At 60.9% G+C, this 15,030-nt stretch carries 13 protein-coding genes; 10 read left to right on the plus strand and 3 right to left on the minus strand.

Translation table 11 applies throughout. The features are described 5' to 3' along the window. The first annotated feature begins 25 nt into the window (after window positions 1-25). The 9 genes from MKZ87_RS16135 to MKZ87_RS16175 all read left to right on the plus strand — a co-directional run bounded on the left by MKZ87_RS16135 (window position 26) and on the right by MKZ87_RS16175 (window position 10,232). A complete protein-coding gene (locus MKZ87_RS16135) occupies window positions 26-1,708 on the plus strand; it encodes a flavin monoamine oxidase family protein (RefSeq protein ID WP_085702836.1) in 1,683 nt (560 codons plus the stop codon). Window positions 1,709-1,720: 12 nt separating this feature from the next. Beyond that, window positions 1,721-2,515 (plus strand): carbon-nitrogen hydrolase family protein, encoded by a 795-nt coding sequence (locus MKZ87_RS16140; RefSeq protein WP_085702837.1) that lies wholly within the window; start codon window positions 1,721-1,723, stop codon window positions 2,513-2,515. Between the two features lie 38 nt (window positions 2,516-2,553). After that, window positions 2,554-4,980, plus strand: coding sequence for a pyrroloquinoline quinone biosynthesis protein PqqF (gene pqqF, locus MKZ87_RS16145; protein WP_085702838.1), 2,427 nt, complete (start codon window positions 2,554-2,556; stop codon window positions 4,978-4,980). 159 nt (window positions 4,981-5,139) lie between these two features. Further along, window positions 5,140-5,214 carry a pyrroloquinoline quinone precursor peptide PqqA gene (pqqA, locus tag MKZ87_RS16150; RefSeq protein WP_003444522.1) on the plus strand — a complete coding sequence of 25 codons (75 nt, stop codon included), beginning with the start codon at window positions 5,140-5,142 and terminating at the stop codon, window positions 5,212-5,214. An 84-nt stretch (window positions 5,215-5,298) separates the two neighbouring features. Beyond that, on the plus strand, window positions 5,299-6,210 hold the full coding sequence (pqqB, locus tag MKZ87_RS16155; protein ID WP_085702839.1) for a pyrroloquinoline quinone biosynthesis protein PqqB: 912 nt from the start codon (window positions 5,299-5,301) through the stop codon (window positions 6,208-6,210). Between the two features lie 79 nt (window positions 6,211-6,289). After that, on the plus strand, window positions 6,290-7,042 hold the full coding sequence (pqqC, locus tag MKZ87_RS16160) for a pyrroloquinoline-quinone synthase PqqC (protein WP_085702840.1): 753 nt from the start codon (window positions 6,290-6,292) through the stop codon (window positions 7,040-7,042). Beyond that, on the plus strand, window positions 7,039-7,314 hold the full coding sequence (gene pqqD, locus MKZ87_RS16165; protein WP_085688496.1) for a pyrroloquinoline quinone biosynthesis peptide chaperone PqqD: 276 nt from the start codon (window positions 7,039-7,041) through the stop codon (window positions 7,312-7,314). Before pqqC ends, pqqD begins: the two co-directional genes overlap by 4 nt. Before the next feature lie 7 nt (window positions 7,315-7,321). Further along, window positions 7,322-8,458, plus strand: a complete 1,137-nt coding sequence (pqqE, locus tag MKZ87_RS16170) for a pyrroloquinoline quinone biosynthesis protein PqqE (protein WP_371918973.1) — start codon at window positions 7,322-7,324, stop codon at window positions 8,456-8,458. Continuing rightward, window positions 8,424-10,232: a S9 family peptidase gene (locus MKZ87_RS16175; RefSeq protein ID WP_085702842.1), complete on the plus strand. Its 1,809-nt coding sequence runs from the start codon at window positions 8,424-8,426 to the stop codon at window positions 10,230-10,232. Before pqqE ends, MKZ87_RS16175 begins: the two co-directional genes overlap by 35 nt. A 3-nt stretch (window positions 10,233-10,235) precedes the next feature. On the opposite strand, the gene MKZ87_RS16180 is transcribed toward MKZ87_RS16175, so the two are convergent. Further along, window positions 10,236-10,394 carry a YqaE/Pmp3 family membrane protein gene (locus tag MKZ87_RS16180; RefSeq protein ID WP_003228885.1) on the minus strand — a complete coding sequence of 53 codons (159 nt, stop codon included), beginning with the start codon at window positions 10,392-10,394 and terminating at the stop codon, window positions 10,236-10,238. A gap of 206 nt (window positions 10,395-10,600) precedes the next feature. Continuing rightward, window positions 10,601-11,884: an aspartate aminotransferase family protein gene (locus MKZ87_RS16185; RefSeq protein ID WP_085702843.1), complete on the minus strand. Its 1,284-nt coding sequence runs from the start codon at window positions 11,882-11,884 to the stop codon at window positions 10,601-10,603. A gap of 169 nt (window positions 11,885-12,053) precedes the next feature. On the opposite strand from MKZ87_RS16185, the gene MKZ87_RS16190 reads away from it, so the two are divergent. Then, a complete protein-coding gene (locus MKZ87_RS16190) occupies window positions 12,054-12,983 on the plus strand; it encodes a LysR family transcriptional regulator (RefSeq protein WP_085697732.1) in 930 nt (309 codons plus the stop codon). Window positions 12,984-13,210: 227 nt separating this feature from the next. Here MKZ87_RS16190 and MKZ87_RS16195 read toward each other — a convergent pair whose 3' ends face one another. Next, complete coding sequence (locus MKZ87_RS16195; protein WP_085702844.1) at window positions 13,211-14,989, minus strand: acyl-CoA dehydrogenase C-terminal domain-containing protein; 1,779 nt, start codon at window positions 14,987-14,989, stop codon at window positions 13,211-13,213. Window positions 14,990-15,030 lie beyond the last annotated feature (41 nt).

Raw genomic sequence — 15,030 nt, forward strand, 5'->3', positions numbered from 1 at the left:
CGTCGGGTCGCCAGCAAGGTCAGCCATGAACAAGAACAATCGCCATCCTGCAGACGGTAAGAAACCAGTCACCATTTTTGGCCCGGACTTCCCTTTCGCCTTCGACGACTGGATTGAACACCCGGCCGGCCTCGGCAGCATTCCCGAGCACAATCACGGTGCCGAAGTGGCAATCGTCGGGGCCGGTATCGCCGGTCTGGTGGCGGCTTATGAGCTGATGAAACTCGGCTTGAAACCCGTCGTGTATGAGGCCTCGAAGCTCGGCGGCCGTCTGCGTTCGCAAGCGTTCAATGGCACCGATGGCATCGTCGCCGAACTCGGCGGCATGCGTTTTCCGGTGTCGTCCACCGCGTTCTATCACTACGTCGACAAACTCGGTCTGGAAACCAAGCCCTTCCCCAACCCGCTGACGGCGGCGTCCGGCAGTACCGTGATCGACCTGGAAGGCAAAACTCATTACGCACAAAGCCTGAAGGATCTTCCTGCACTGTTCCAGGAAGTTGCCGATGCCTGGGCTGACGCTCTGGAGGCCGGCTCGCAGTTTTCGGATATCCAGCAAGCGATTCGTGACCGTGACGTGCCACGCCTCAAAGAATTGTGGAACACCCTGGTGCCGCTATGGGACGACCGCACGTTCTACGACTTCGTCGCCACCTCCAAAGCTTTCGCCAAATTGTCGTTCCATCACCGCGAAGTGTTCGGCCAGGTCGGTTTCGGCACCGGCGGCTGGGATTCGGACTTCCCCAACTCGATGCTGGAAATTTTCCGCGTGGTGATGACCAACTGCGACGATCACCAACATCTGGTGGTCGGCGGTGTGGAACAAGTGCCACAGGGTATCTGGCGTCATGCGCCGGAGCGCTGCGTCCACTGGCCACAGGGCACCAGCCTGAAATCGCTGCACCACGGCGCACCGCGCTCCGGGGTAAAGAAAATTGCTCACGCACCCGACGGGCGTTTCGCAGTCACCGACAACAACGGCGACACCCGCGAATATGCGGCCGTACTGACCACCTGCCAGAGCTGGCTGCTGACCACCCAGATCGAATGCGACGAAACCCTGTTCTCGCAAAAGATGTGGATGGCACTGGACCGCACGCGCTACATGCAATCGTCGAAAACGTTCGTGATGGTCGACCGCCCGTTCTGGAAGGACAAGGATCCGGAAACCGGTCGCGATCTGATGAGCATGACCCTCACCGATCGCCTGACCCGTGGTACTTACCTGTTCGACAACGGCGACGATAAACCGGGCGTGATCTGCCTGTCGTACTCGTGGATGAGCGATGCGCTGAAGATGCTCCCGCACCCGGTGGAAAAACGCGTGAAGCTGGCGCTGGATGCGTTGAAGAAGATCTACCCGAAAGTCGACATCGCCGCGCGAATCATCGGCGATCCGATCACCGTATCGTGGGAAGCCGATCCGCACTTCCTCGGCGCGTTCAAGGGCGCCCTGCCCGGCCACTATCGCTACAACCAGCGCATGTACGCACACTTCATGCAGGACGACATGCCGCCGGAGCAGCGCGGGATTTTCATCGCCGGCGACGACGTGTCGTGGACGCCAGCGTGGGTCGAGGGCGCGGTGCAGACTTCGCTCAACGCGGTATGGGGAATCATGAAGCACTTCGGCGGGTCCACACATAAAGAGAACCCCGGCCCGGGAGATGTGTTCAACGACATCGGCCCGATCGCCCTGCCCGAGTAAGAGGAATCCCTGATGCGTGTAGCCCTTTACCAATGTCCACCGCTGCCACTGGAACCTGCTGCCAACCTCCAGCGCCTGCATCAACTGGCGATGGAGGCCAAAGGCGCCGATCTGCTGGTGGTGCCGGAAATGTTCCTGACCGGCTACAACATCGGCAAGGAGGCGGTTGCGACATTGGCCGAGGTCCACAACGGTGAATGGGCGCAGCAGATTGGACGAATCGCCAAGGCTGCCGGTCTGGCAATTCTTTACGGTTACCCGGAGCGAACCGCCGAAGGACAGATCTATAACGCCGTGCAACTGATCGACTCGAACGGTGAGCGCCTGTGCAATTACCGCAAGACGCATCTGTTCGGTGATCTGGACCGTTCGATGTTCAGCCCCGGCGATGGCGACTTTCCCATCGTCGAGCTCAACGGCTGGAAGCTCGGTTTTCTGATCTGCTACGACCTGGAATTCCCGGAAAACGCCCGGCGCCTGGCCCTCGAAGGCGCCGAGCTGATTCTGGTACCGACAGCCAACATGATTCCTTTCGACTTCATTGCCGATGTTTCCGTCCGCTCCCGCGCCTTTGAAAACCAGTGCTACGTGGCTTACGCCAACTACTGCGGCCACGAAGGCGACATCCATTACTGCGGACAAAGCAGCATTGCCGCGCCGGATGGCAGCCGCATCGCAAAGGCCGGACTGGACGAAGCACTGATCGTCGGCGAGCTGGATCGCCAGTTGATGGCCGACTCCCGTAGCGCCAACCGCTACTTCAACGACCGCCGCCCCGAACTTTACGACGCGCTCAGCAAGCGCTAATCCGCTAGCATTGGCACTTCACTGTTCTGGAAGTGCCCATGCCTGCGCCGACTCACCCCCGCCCCCACACCGAAACCCTGGCCAACGGCTTGCGCGTGACCCTGCGTCACGTGCCCGGCCTGAAGCGCAGCGCCGCTGCGTTGCGGGTGGCTGCCGGCAGTCATGACGTGCCATTGGCGTGGCCGGGGCTGGCGCATTTCCTTGAGCATTTGCTGTTCCTCGGCACCGAGCGCTTTCCTGCACAGCAAGGGCTGATGGCCTATGTACAAGGTCACGGCGGCCAGGTGAATGCCAGCACCCGCGAGCGCACCACCGATTTCTTCTTTGAGTTGCCGCCAGCGTCCTTCAGCGGTGGGCTGGAGCGCCTGTCAGACATGCTCGCCCATCCGCGTATGAATCCGGACGATCAGTTGCGGGAACGGGAAGTATTGCAGGCAGAGTTTATTGCGTGGTCGCAGGATGCGGCGGCTCAGCAGAAAGAGGCGCTGTTCGAGGGGCTGGCGGCAGCACATCCTTTGCGCGGCTTTCATGCCGGAAACCGCGAAAGCCTGCCGGTAGATCAAGCGGATTTTCAGCAGGCGTTGAAAGACTTTCATCAGCAGTTTTACCGCACCGGGCAGATGAGCCTGAGCCTGGTCGGGCCGCAGAGTGTTGAAGAACTGCGAGCGCTGGCCGAACAGTTTGCCGCCATGCTGACGCCAGGGGATAAAACTGCCCAGGCAGCGCCCGTTCGCTTGATGAATAATCCACAGGCAAGTTATCAACAGGCCGGCGATTGGCACGGCAACCTGCTGTTTGCGTTGGAGGAGTTGCCGGAGTCGTCGGCCGAAGCGCTGGCGTTTCTCTGTCACTGGTTGAACAGCGCCAAACCCGGCGGGTTGCTCGCGCATTTGCAGCAGATGGGGCTTGCGGAAGATTTACAGGCCTGTGTGCTGTATCAGTTTGCTGAGCAGGCGTTGCTGCATCTTCAATTCACGGCGGCATCCGGATCACTCGACGCCATCCAGGCACAGTTTCTCGACGGGCTGAGCTTCTTCGCTGCGCAGCAAGACTGGCCGGCACTTCGCGAGGAATATTCGGCACAGCATCAACGCCAGCAGCAGGTCAGCGGTGCATTGCAGCTTGCGCGACTAGACAGCGAACAACTCGAAAGAGGGCTTTCTGAATCAGCCGTTGCGGCGCTCAATGTGATTCTCGGCAAAATCGGCACTGTGGATAACTTCAGCAATCACTGGCACCTGCCCGCTGCCAACCCGTTTCTGCGCGCAGCCGAGCCGCTGGCCAACGCCGGACTTATCCGCGGCCAGACCAGCGCCCACCGAGGCCTGCGCACGTTTGCTCAGGATCGCTCGCGCAACCGCCGCGAACGTTCGCCGATGCAATTCAGCCAGGCGCTGCCGGACAACAGCGACGAAGGGGCGGTGTATGTGCGCTGGCAGACAGAGGCGGCGGCCACGGCCGAGCTGCAGGCGAAACTGCAACGCAGTCTGCGGGAGGTTTCCGACGACGCACGTCTGGCCGGAGTCGAGTTGTCCTTCAGCGCCACAGGTAATCAGTGGCTGTTGAGACTCAACGGCCTGCAGGACACGCTGCCTGTTGTGCTGGAACACGCGCTGAAATCTCTGACACAAGTGGGCGTCGATTGCGCAAAAGGCGAACCGAAAACGGCGCTGATACCGATCCGCCAGCTGCTCAAAGTACTGCCCGAACTGTACCTGCCAGCGGTAGGTGAATCCGATGACGCCGCGCACCTGTGGGCAACTTCTAGCTGGGACGGTCTGGCTTTGGGGCTAAACCCACAGACCCAGTCAGCCATGGGCCTGGCCCTGAGCCGCATCCCGGGCATCCCGGACAATCAAATCCCCTCACCGTCGGCAATCCATAACGGATACCGGTGGAGTCAGATCGACAGCGCGTCCAGCGAACACGCCTTGCTGCTGTTCTGTCCGACCGCCAGCCGTGAAATCGACGACGAAGCCGCGTGGCGCCTGCTCGCCCACCTGTGCCAGACACCGTTTTACCAACGCCTGAGAGTCGAACTGCAATTGGGTTATGCGGTGTTCAGCGGCCTGCGTCAGCTACACGGCCAGACCGGATTACTGTTCGGTGTGCAATCGCCCTCGGCCACCGCCGCGCAATTGCTCGAGCACATTCAGCAGTTTCTCGAAGGACTGCCAGCCCTTGTCGAACAACTCGACGACGCCGGCCTCGCCCGGCAACGCCAGACACTTTCCGATCAATTCGATGACAGCGTCCTGTCCGGCAAAGATGCGGCCGAGATCCTGTGGCAGGCTCGACTCGCCGGCCACTCGTCGGATTATCGGGTGCAATTGCGCAGCGCCATCGCTCGACTGGATCACCCGGCATTGCTGACCGCCGCACAACGTCTGATCCGCGCCGAAGGCGGCTGGCACGGCCTGGCCAACGGCCCCGCGCCAGGCGCGCCATGGCAATCGGCAAAATGATCATTACCGGGGCTGCAAGGAGCTTTCTCAAAGATTCACGGGCCAACCTTCTGAAATTTTGAGTAACATAGCCACCTAACTATTTGGAACATCCCTGCGCTGCCGTGGACTATACCTATGGATAGCGCTATCTCACCCACCTGAAAAAGGAGTCACCCGATGGCTTGGACCAAACCTGCTTACACCGACCTGCGCATCGGCTTCGAAGTCACCATGTACTTCGCCAGCCGCTGAGTCCTGCCTCAAGCAGAACACTGCAGTGCAACGCCTCGGCTCGCCGGGGCGTTTTATTTTCAGCGTTGAAATGATGGAGCGTTCATGTTCGTCCAGATTCTGGGTTCGGCCGCCGGTGGCGGTTTTCCGCAGTGGAACTGCAACTGCGTCAATTGCGCCGGTTTTCGCGACGGCAGCCTGAATGCCCAGGCCCGTACCCAATCGTCCATCGCGATTTCCGATGACGGCGTGAATTGGGTGCTGTGCAATGCCTCGCCGGACATCCGCGCGCAGCTCCAGAGCTTCGCCCCGATGCAACCGGGCCGGTCCCTGCGTGACACCGGCATCAGCGCGATCATCTTGATGGACAGCCAGATCGACCACACCACCGGCCTGCTCAGCCTGCGCGAAGGCTGCCCGCATCAGGTCTGGTGCACGGACATGGTTCACGAAGACCTGAGCACCGGTTTCCCGCTGTTCACCATGCTCAAGCACTGGAACGGCGGGCTCGACTGGAACCGCATCGAACTCGACCAAAGCTTCACCGTAGCCGCCTGCCCGAACCTGCGCTTCACCCCGCTGCCGCTGCGCAGCGCCGCGCCGCCCTACTCGCCGCACCGCTTCGACCCGCACCCGGGCGACAACATCGGCCTGATCGTCGAAGACCTCAGCACCGGCGGCAAACTGTTCTATGCGCCAGGCCTGGGCAAGGTCGACGCGCCGCTGCTGGAAATCATGGCCGGCAGCGATTGCGTACTGGTGGACGGGACGATGTGGGACGACGATGAAATGCAGCGCCGTGGTGTCGGCACCCGCACCGGCCGCGAAATGGGCCACCTGGCGCAGAACGGCCCCGGCGGCATGCTCGAAGTGCTGGAACAGCTTCCCGAGCAGCGCAAGGTGCTTATCCACATCAACAACACCAACCCGATTCTCGACGAGGACTCCCCGGAACGCGCGGAGCTGGTTCGGCGCAATGTTGAAGTGGCGTATGACGGCATGAGTATTGTGCTGTAGCTGAGGGCCTCATCGCTGGCCAGTCGAAGGCGTCCTGACAGACACCAAAGAATCCAATGGTTGTTCCCGGAGAACAGACATGACTGACACTCCAATGTCCCCCGCCGAATTCGAAGCGGCCCTGCGCGCCAAGGGCGCCTATTACCACATTCATCACCCGTATCACGTGGCGATGTATGAAGGCCGCGCCACCCGTGAGCAGATCCAGGGTTGGGTCGCCAACCGCTTCTACTATCAGGTGAACATTCCCCTGAAAGACGCAGCGATCCTCGCCAACTGCCCGGATCGCGAGATCCGCCGCGAGTGGATCCAGCGGCTGCTCGACCACGACGGCGCTCCCGGTGAAGACGGCGGCATCGAAGCCTGGCTGCGACTGGGCCAGGCCGTCGGTCTCGATCCGGCTCAATTGCGCTCCCAGGAACTGGTGCTGCCCGGCGTTCGGTTCGCCGTCGATGCCTACGTCAACTTCGCCCGCCGTGCCAGTTGGCAGGAAGCCGCCAGCAGCTCGTTGACCGAACTGTTCGCGCCGCAGATTCACCAGTCGCGGCTCGACAGCTGGCCGCAGCATTACCCGTGGATCGACCCGGCCGGCTACGAATATTTCCGCACCCGTCTCGGTCAGGCCCGACGCGATGTCGAGCATGGTCTGGCGATCACGCTGGAGCACTACAAGACTCGCGAAGGCCAGGAACGCATGCTGGAAATTCTCCAGTTCAAACTGGACATCCTTTGGAGCATGCTCGATGCCATGAGCATGGCCTACGAACTGAACCGCCCGCCGTATCACAGCGTCACCGATCAACGGGTCTGGCATAAAGGAATCGCCTTATGAGTTTCGACCGCAGCAAGACCCCGAACTGGCGTCCCGGCTACCGTTTCCAGTACGAACCGGCCCAGAAAGGCCATGTGCTGCTGTACCCGGAGGGCATGATCAAGCTCAACGAAAGTGCCGCGCTGATCGGCGGCCTGATCGACGGTGAGCGGGATGTCGCGGCGATCATCGCCGAACTCGACAAACAGTTTCCCGGCGTACCCGAGCTCGGTGACGACATCGAGCAATTCATGGAGGTTGCCCGTGCGCAGCACTGGATCGAACTTGCCTGAGTCCTCGGTGCAAGTCCCGGCCAAACCGGAAATCGGCCTGCCGCTATGGCTGCTCGCCGAGCTGACTTATCGCTGCCCGCTGCAATGCCCGTACTGCTCCAATCCGCTGGATTTTGCCGGGCAGGGCAAAGAGCTGAGCACCGAGCAGTGGATCAAGGTGTTCCGTGAAGCGCGGGAGATGGGTGCGGCGCAACTGGGCTTTTCCGGCGGTGAACCGCTGGTGCGCCAGGACCTTGCCGAGCTGATCCGTGAAGCGCGCCAGTTGGGTTTCTACACCAACCTGATCACCTCCGGCATCGGCCTGACCGAGCAGAAGATCAGCGACTTCAAGAAGGCCGGGCTCGATCACATCCAGATCAGTTTCCAGGCCAGCGACGAGCAAGTGAACAACCTGCTCGCCGGCTCGAAAAAAGCCTTCGCGCAGAAACTGGAAATGGCCCGCGCCGTGAAAGCCCACGGCTATCCGATGGTGCTGAACTTCGTCACTCATCGGCACAACATCGACAAGATCGACCGCATCATCGAGCTGTGCATCGCGCTGGAAGCGGACTTCGTCGAACTCGCCACGTGCCAGTTCTACGGCTGGGCGCAGCTCAATCGTGTCGGCCTGTTGCCGACCAGGGAACAACTGGTCCGCGCCGAACGCATCACCAACGAATACCGCGCCAAGCTGGAGGCCGAAGGGCATCCGTGCAAACTGATTTTCGTCACCCCGGACTATTACGAAGAGCGCCCGAAAGCCTGCATGAACGGCTGGGGCAGTCTGTTTCTGACGGTCACACCGGACGGCACCGCCCTGCCCTGTCATGGCGCCCGACAGCTGCCGGTGCAATTTCCCAATGTGCGCGACCACAGCATGCAGCACATCTGGTACGACTCGTTCGGCTTCAACCGTTTCCGCGGCTACGATTGGATGCCCGAGCCGTGCCGCTCCTGCGATGAAAAGGAACAGGATTTCGGCGGCTGCCGCTGCCAGGCCTTCATGCTCACCGGCGATGCCAGCAATGCCGATCCGGTGTGCAGCAAGTCCGAACATCACGGTGTGATTCTCAAGGCCCGCGAAGAAGCCGAGCACGCCACCCAGACCATCGAACAACTGGCCTTTCGCAATGAACGAAACTCGCGCCTCATCGCCAAAGGCTGAGCCTTTCAGCGCCACTGCCGCCGTTGCTGCCGGTGTGGATTTCGCCGAACTGCAGCTCGGCGCCCATGGTTTGTTCTGGAACGAATACCGGCCGGCAGACGCCGCGTGCCGGATCTGGCACTGGCGCGATGGCTCGGCGAAATGTCTGACACCCGCGGGTTTCAGCGTGCGCAGTCGGGTGTACGAATATGGCGGTGGGGCGTTTTGTCTGACGCCTGAGGGAGTGGTTTTCGTCAACGAGGCGGACCAGCAGTTGTACCGACAGGCGCTGGACGGCGAACCCGTAGCATTGACGTCCGGGGAATGCCGATATGGTGATCTGCATTTTGCCAACGGGCAGGTGCTGGCTGTTGAAGAGAACGGTGATCGGCATCGGCTGGTGGCTATTGATCTGGCGAGTGGCGAACGCCACAGGCTGGTTGATGGCGCGGATTTTTACGCGTCGCCCATTATCAGCCCGGACGGCCAACGCCTTGCATGGATCGAGTGGAGCCGCCCGCATCAGCCGTGGACCTCCACCCGTTTGATGATCGCCGAGCGCACAGGTAATGGATTTTCTGCTCCACGTTGCGTGGCAGGTGAAACGCTTGAAGAGTCGATCCAGCAACCGCGCTTCGATGCCAGTGGCCGACTGGGCTGTCTGACTGATCGTGGCGGATATTGGCAACCGTGGATCGAGTCCGCAGCCGGTTTGCGAATGCTGCCCTGTGCCGAAGCCGATCACGCACCAGCGCCGTGGCAACTCGGCGGCTGCACCTGGCTGCCCGTCGGCGAAAGCCATTTGGCGAGTTGGAGCGAAGACGGTTTTGGTCGTCTGGCGCTCAACGGCGAAGACTTCACCGGCGACTACAGTCGCTTCCGCCATCTGGCTGTCGATGATCAGTTCATTTACTGCATCGCCGCTTCACCGATCAGCCCTTCAGCGGTACTTGCCATTGATCTCGAGTCGCGTGAAGTGAAGGTGCTGGCCGGCGGCGTTGCGCCGCTGCCCGCTGAACGCATCAGCCGTCCGCAAACCCTGCGCTATCCCAGCGGTTCAGGTGAAGCGCACGGTTTCTTTTATCCGGCCACCAATGGCGATGCCAAACCGCCGCTGGTGGTCTTCATCCACGGCGGCCCGACGTCGGCGTGCTACCCGATGCTCGACCCGCGCATCCAGTACTGGACGCAACGCGGCTTCGCCGTCGCGGACCTCAATTACCGAGGCAGCAGCGGCTATGGCCGGGAGTATCGACAGGCGCTGCATCTGAGTTGGGGCGCGGTGGATGTCGAGGATGCCTGTGCGGTGGTGGCCTACCTGAATGATCGCGGCATGATCGATGGCGACCGTGCATTCATCCGTGGCGGCAGCGCCGGTGGTTACACGACGCTATGTGCCCTGGCGTTCCATCAGGTATTCCGCGCCGGTGCCAGCCTTTATGGCGTCAGTGACCCGGTTGCTCTCGGTCGCGCGACACACAAGTTCGAAGGCGATTACCTGGACTGGCTGATCGGCGATCCGGAGCAGGACGCCGAGCGCTACGCCGCCCGCACGCCATTGCTGCACGCAGACAACATTCGCGTACCGATGATTTTCTTTCAGGGCGAACTGGATGCCGTTGTCGTACCGCAACAGACCCGCGACATGGTCGCGGCCCTGGAGCAAAACGGCATTGAGGTCCAAGCGCATTACTACGCCGATGAGCGCCACGGCTTCCGCCGGGCCGCCAATCAGGCCCATGCGCTGGAGCAGGAATGGCGGTTCTATCGGCGAGTAATGGGTTTGACGGACTGAGACTCAGCGCTTGGCGATGATGTACACCGCGTGCACGATCCCCGGGATATAACCGCACAGCGTCAGCAGAATGTTCAGCCAGAACGCGCCGCCGAACCCGACTTGCAGAAACACGCCCAGTGGCGGCAACAGAATGGCGATGATGATGCGGATAAAGTCCATGGGGCAGCTCCTGATTGGGGGTTGGCTCACCTGAGCCATACAAGCTAATCGACCTTTGCCGTTTGTCAGGGTTCAGTGCAAACCGCGGTCTCGCCATCTGATGGCCATTACCGACCACAAAAAAAACGCCCCACGCCAAAAGAATCAGGCGTGGGGCGTGCGTTATACCGCGAGACGGTTCTTGAATTCGGGTGGGAAACTTCAGCTCAGACGGCAATCCCTTTTCGGCATTGCAGTTGCGCCGTGCGTACCCGGGAGAAGGCGCGGGTCAGGCGCAGGAGCATTTCGTCGATGTTGGCCTTGCTGACGTTGAGCGCCGGGGTGAAGCGCAGGCAGTCGGCTTGTGGGGCGTTGAGCAGTAAGCCCTCGTGAAGCGCGGCTTTTACCACGGCTTCGGCGGAGTCTTCCGACAGGGTCAGTCCCCAGAACAACCCTTGTCCACGCAACTCGCCATGTTCATAACGATGGGCCAGACGGGCGAGCCCTTCGCGCAGGTGCTGGCCGTTGTCCCGGATTTGTTCGAGGAATGCGCGGTCCTGCACGCTGTCGAGCACCACCAGCCCTGCGGCGGTCATTAACGCGTTGCCGTGATGAGTGCCGCCCAACTCGCCGGAATCGAAACAGCAGGCCTTGCCTCGCGCCAGCAACGCCGCCAAGGGAACACCACCGCCAAGGCCTTTGCCGAGCACGACGATATCGGCGCGCACGCCGTAGGATTGTTCGGCGAGCAAGGTGCCGCAGCGGCCGATGCCGGTCTGAACCTCGTCCAGGATCAGCAAAATCCCCAGCTCACGGCACAGACGCTCGACACCCTTGAGGTAATGCTCGGTGGCAGGAATCACACCGGCATCGCTCTGGATCGGTTCGAGCATGATTGCCACGGTCTGCGCATCGACCGCGGCATGCAGCGCCGGCAGATCGTTGAACGGCACCAGATCGAAACCCGGCAGCAACGGTGCGAAGCGGTTGTGCAGGTTGCAACTGTCCGACGCCGAAATAGTCGCCAGACTACGTCCGTGACAGCCTTGTCTGGCGACAATGATCCGCGAGGCGCCGCCGCGATGCAGTTGGCCCCATTTGCGCGCCAGTTTGATTGCCGCTTCACAAGCTTCACTGCCACTGTTGAGCAGATACGCTTGATCGCTGGCAGTGCTGGCACACAGGCGTTCGGCCAGGCTGAGCATGCCGCGGTTATGCAGATTGAAGCCGGGATTGATTAACGCTTGAGCCTGGTTGGCGATCGCCTTGACCAGCGCCGAAGGGCTGTGGCCGAGGCTGTTGGCACCACCGGCCTGGGAAAAGTCCAGGTAGGCGCGATCATTGCTGTCCCACAGCCAGGAGCCCTGGCCACGAACGAATACCTGCTGCGGGCGCTCGACGCTGGGCATCAGGCGCTCGGCATTCAAGCCATCAGCGGCGTCCGATTCCCGGGTTTCAAAAGACAGGTCATCGAGGCTCGGCGTCTGGCGCCGCAAACTGAACAGATTCATTGAAAAAAACCTCGATCGAGGTTTTTTGAACTGCCTATGTAAACACTTTCAAAACAAACGCTGGTCATTGCGCTTTCCGGCCCTGCAAGCCTTGTGAATGCGGTTAGACTAGGCCCGTTTACGGCGTCGAGCCATTTCGATTTCCCAGCATTTTCAATAAGTGTTACTTATGGATTTCAAACAACTGCGTTATTTCGTCGCGGTCTACGAAGAAGGTCATGTCGGACGCGCCGCCGAGCGCCTGTCGATCTCTCAACCCGCGTTGTCCCAGCAGATTCGCCACCTGGAACAAAACCTCGACGTCACCTTGTTCGAACGCAGCAGCAAACGCCTGTTGCCGACGCTCGCCGCCCACACCTTGTACAACCACGCCCTGCCGCTGCTCGACGGCATGCAGCGGGCGCGTGAGGCGCTGGGCAACTTCAAGGGTCAGGCATTGCGGACACTGGCGATCGGCGTTCTGCAGACCGTGCACACCAGCCTGGTGCCGCAAATGCTCGAGCGAGTGCGCAAGGCCCAGCCGCATCTGGTGGTGCAGATTTATGAATTGACGGGGCTGGAGATCGAACGGCGTCTGCTCAATGGCCTGCTGGATATCGGCATCAGCTATCTGCCGCCACGGCAGCCCGGTCTGCACGGCGTAATGTTGTACGAAGATGAACTGACACTGGTCATTCCGGCGGATCATCCGCTGCGGGAATTCAAGAAAGTCTCGATGAGTCAGGCGGCCGAATTACCGATGTTGCTATTGGGTGAAGAGTTTCAGATCCGCCAGATCTGGCAGGCGCAATTGGCCAATCTCGGACGACGCCCGCAAGTGCAGGCGGAACTGAACAATATGGTGGGGATTCTCGACAGCCTGCCGCACACGCGTCTGGCGACGGTGCTGCCCGGTCGTTCGCAAAAGGAGTACGACGATCAGGATCTGCTGTGGAAACCGTTGAGTGAGCCGCGTGTGCCGTTGAAGGTCGGGCTGGTGTGTCGCGATGTGCAGCGCCAACAGGCACCATTGGCCTTGCTGCGAACGTTGCTGGAAGAGGTGATGCAGCGTGAGGACAAACCGCTGAAAGGTACGCCGCCACTGGATGCGCTGAACTGAAAACTTTTTTGCGGGCATAAGAAAACCCCGCCGAAGCGGGGCTTTGCAGACTGTTTCCCTGACATCCATTTCACTCCGCCACCCTGGCAGAATCCTACGTGTCCGTGTTGTTACTTTGCGCTTCCTGCGCGACGTCCATGGAAAATAGATTAGCTCTGGATCCAATCTTCGCCTATGGGAGAACAGCAGCACGTCATGTAAGAGATCGCTTACATGACGTTACATCATCAAAACTGCGCAGCGTCCAGCAGGAACAGCGACTCGCTGCCGGCCTTGACCGACGCGTTCAGCGAGTGAATCCGCGGCAGCAGACGGGCGAAATAGAACCGCGCCGTACCGAGTTTGCTCGCGTAGAAATCGTCCTGCGCTTCTTTGCCCAGCGATGCCTTGGCCATCAGCGCCCACATGTAGGCGTAAGCGGTGTAGCCGAACACCTGCAGGTACTCGACCGACGCCGCGCCGATTTCGTTCGGGTTGGTTTTCGCCCGGTCCAGCAGCCACGAGGTCAGCTCGTCGAGGATGTCGACGGCATCATTCAGCGGTTTGGTGAACTCGCCCAGATCGGCACTGGCAGTCGCGGTGAAATGGCGGATCTCGTCGGCGAACAGCTTGTAGAACGCGCCGCCGCTGCCGACGATCTTGCGACCCACCAGGTCCAGCGCCTGAATGCCGTTGGTGCCTTCATAGATCTGGGTGATGCGCACGTCACGCACCAGTTGTTCCTGACCCCACTCGCGGATGTAGCCGTGGCCGCCGAAAATCTGCTGGCCGTGGACGGTGGTTTCCAGACCCAGATCCGTCAGGAACGCCTTGGCCACTGGCGTCAGCAAGGCCACCAGATCTTCCGCACGTTTGCGGGTGGCGGCGTCTTCGCTGAACTTGGCGGTATCGAGTTGCATCGCCACGTAGGTGGAGAACGCACGACCGCCTTCGTTCGAGGCTTTCATGGTCAGCAACATGCGACGCACGTCCGGGTGGACGATGATCGGGTCAGCAACCTTGTCCTTGTTCTGCGCGCCGGTCGGCGAACGGCTTTGCAGACGGTCACGGGCGTATTCGATGGCGTTCTGATACGAACGCTCGCCGGTGGCCAGGCCCTGGATGCCGACGCCCAGACGCTCGTAGTTCATCATGGTGAACATCGCGGCCAGGCCTTTGTTCGGCTCGCCGACCAGATAACCCACGGCTTCGTCGAAGTTCATCACGCAGGTGGCGGATGCCTGAATACCCATCTTGTGTTCGATCGAACCGCAGTTCGCCGGGTTGCGCGCACCCAGGCTGCCATCGGCATTGACCATGAACTTCGGCACCAGGAACAGCGAAATGCCTTTCGGCCCAGCCGGAGCGTCCGGCAGTTTGGCCAGCACCAGGTGGATGATGTTTTCGGTCAGATCGTGCTCACCGCCGGTGATGAAGATCTTGGTGCCGCTGACCTTGTAGGAACCGTCGGCCTGAGGCTCGGCCTTGGTGCGGATAATGCCCAGGTCGGTACCGGCGTGCGGTTCGGTCAGGCACATGGAACCGGCCCAGACACCGGCGTACATGTTCGGCAGGTAAGCGGCTTTCAGCTCTTCGCTGGCGTGGGCATTGATCGACAGGCAGGCGCCGGCGGTCAGCATCGGGTACAGGCCGAAAGCCAGACTGGCGGAGTTGACCATTTCTTCGACCTGAGCCGACACGGCTTTTGGCATGCCCATGCCGCCGTAGGCCGGATCACCGCCCACACCGACCCAGCCACCTTCGGCATAAGTCTGATAGGCCTGTGGGAAACCGGCCGGCGTGGTGACGGCACCGTCGGCCCAGTGGCAGCCTTCTTCGTCGGCGGCCCGGCTCAGGGGCGCGATGCTTTTGCTGGTGACCTTGCCGGCCTCTTCGAGAATGGCTTCAACGGTTTCCGCGTCCACGGTTTCGGCCAGGGCCGGCAGTTCGGCCCAGAGTTTGGCGACTTCGAACACTTCATTGAGGACGAAGCGCATATCGCGCAGCGGCGCTTTGTAGTCAGCCATGGCAAACCTCGCAAAGATCTAAACAGGTGATTCGTGGAAGG

It is taken from the genome of Pseudomonas sp. MCal1 (assembly GCF_026341415.1).
Classification (GTDB): domain Bacteria; phylum Pseudomonadota; class Gammaproteobacteria; order Pseudomonadales; family Pseudomonadaceae; genus Aquipseudomonas.

Bases quoted from the DNA above. Each gene is read 5' to 3' on its own strand.
- MKZ87_RS16180 (WP_003228885.1), bottom strand. From the start codon at position 10,394: ATGGACTTTATCCGCATCATCATCGCCATTCTGTTGCCGCCACTGGGC.
- MKZ87_RS16195 (WP_085702844.1), bottom strand. From the start codon at position 14,989: ATGGCTGACTACAAAGCGCCGCTGCGCGATATGCGCTTCGTCCTCAAT.
- MKZ87_RS16175 (WP_085702842.1), top strand. From the start codon at position 8,424: ATGAACGAAACTCGCGCCTCATCGCCAAAGGCTGAGCCTTTCAGCGCC.
- pqqB (WP_085702839.1), top strand. From the start codon at position 5,299: ATGTTCGTCCAGATTCTGGGTTCGGCCGCCGGTGGCGGTTTTCCGCAG.
- MKZ87_RS16135 (WP_085702836.1), top strand. From the start codon at position 26: ATGAACAAGAACAATCGCCATCCTGCAGACGGTAAGAAACCAGTCACC.
- pqqC (WP_085702840.1), top strand. From the start codon at position 6,290: ATGACTGACACTCCAATGTCCCCCGCCGAATTCGAAGCGGCCCTGCGC.
- pqqF (WP_085702838.1), top strand. From the start codon at position 2,554: ATGCCTGCGCCGACTCACCCCCGCCCCCACACCGAAACCCTGGCCAAC.
- pqqD (WP_085688496.1), top strand. From the start codon at position 7,039: ATGAGTTTCGACCGCAGCAAGACCCCGAACTGGCGTCCCGGCTACCGT.
- MKZ87_RS16185 (WP_085702843.1), bottom strand. From the start codon at position 11,884: ATGAATCTGTTCAGTTTGCGGCGCCAGACGCCGAGCCTCGATGACCTG.
- MKZ87_RS16190 (WP_085697732.1), top strand. From the start codon at position 12,054: ATGGATTTCAAACAACTGCGTTATTTCGTCGCGGTCTACGAAGAAGGT.
- MKZ87_RS16140 (WP_085702837.1), top strand. From the start codon at position 1,721: ATGCGTGTAGCCCTTTACCAATGTCCACCGCTGCCACTGGAACCTGCT.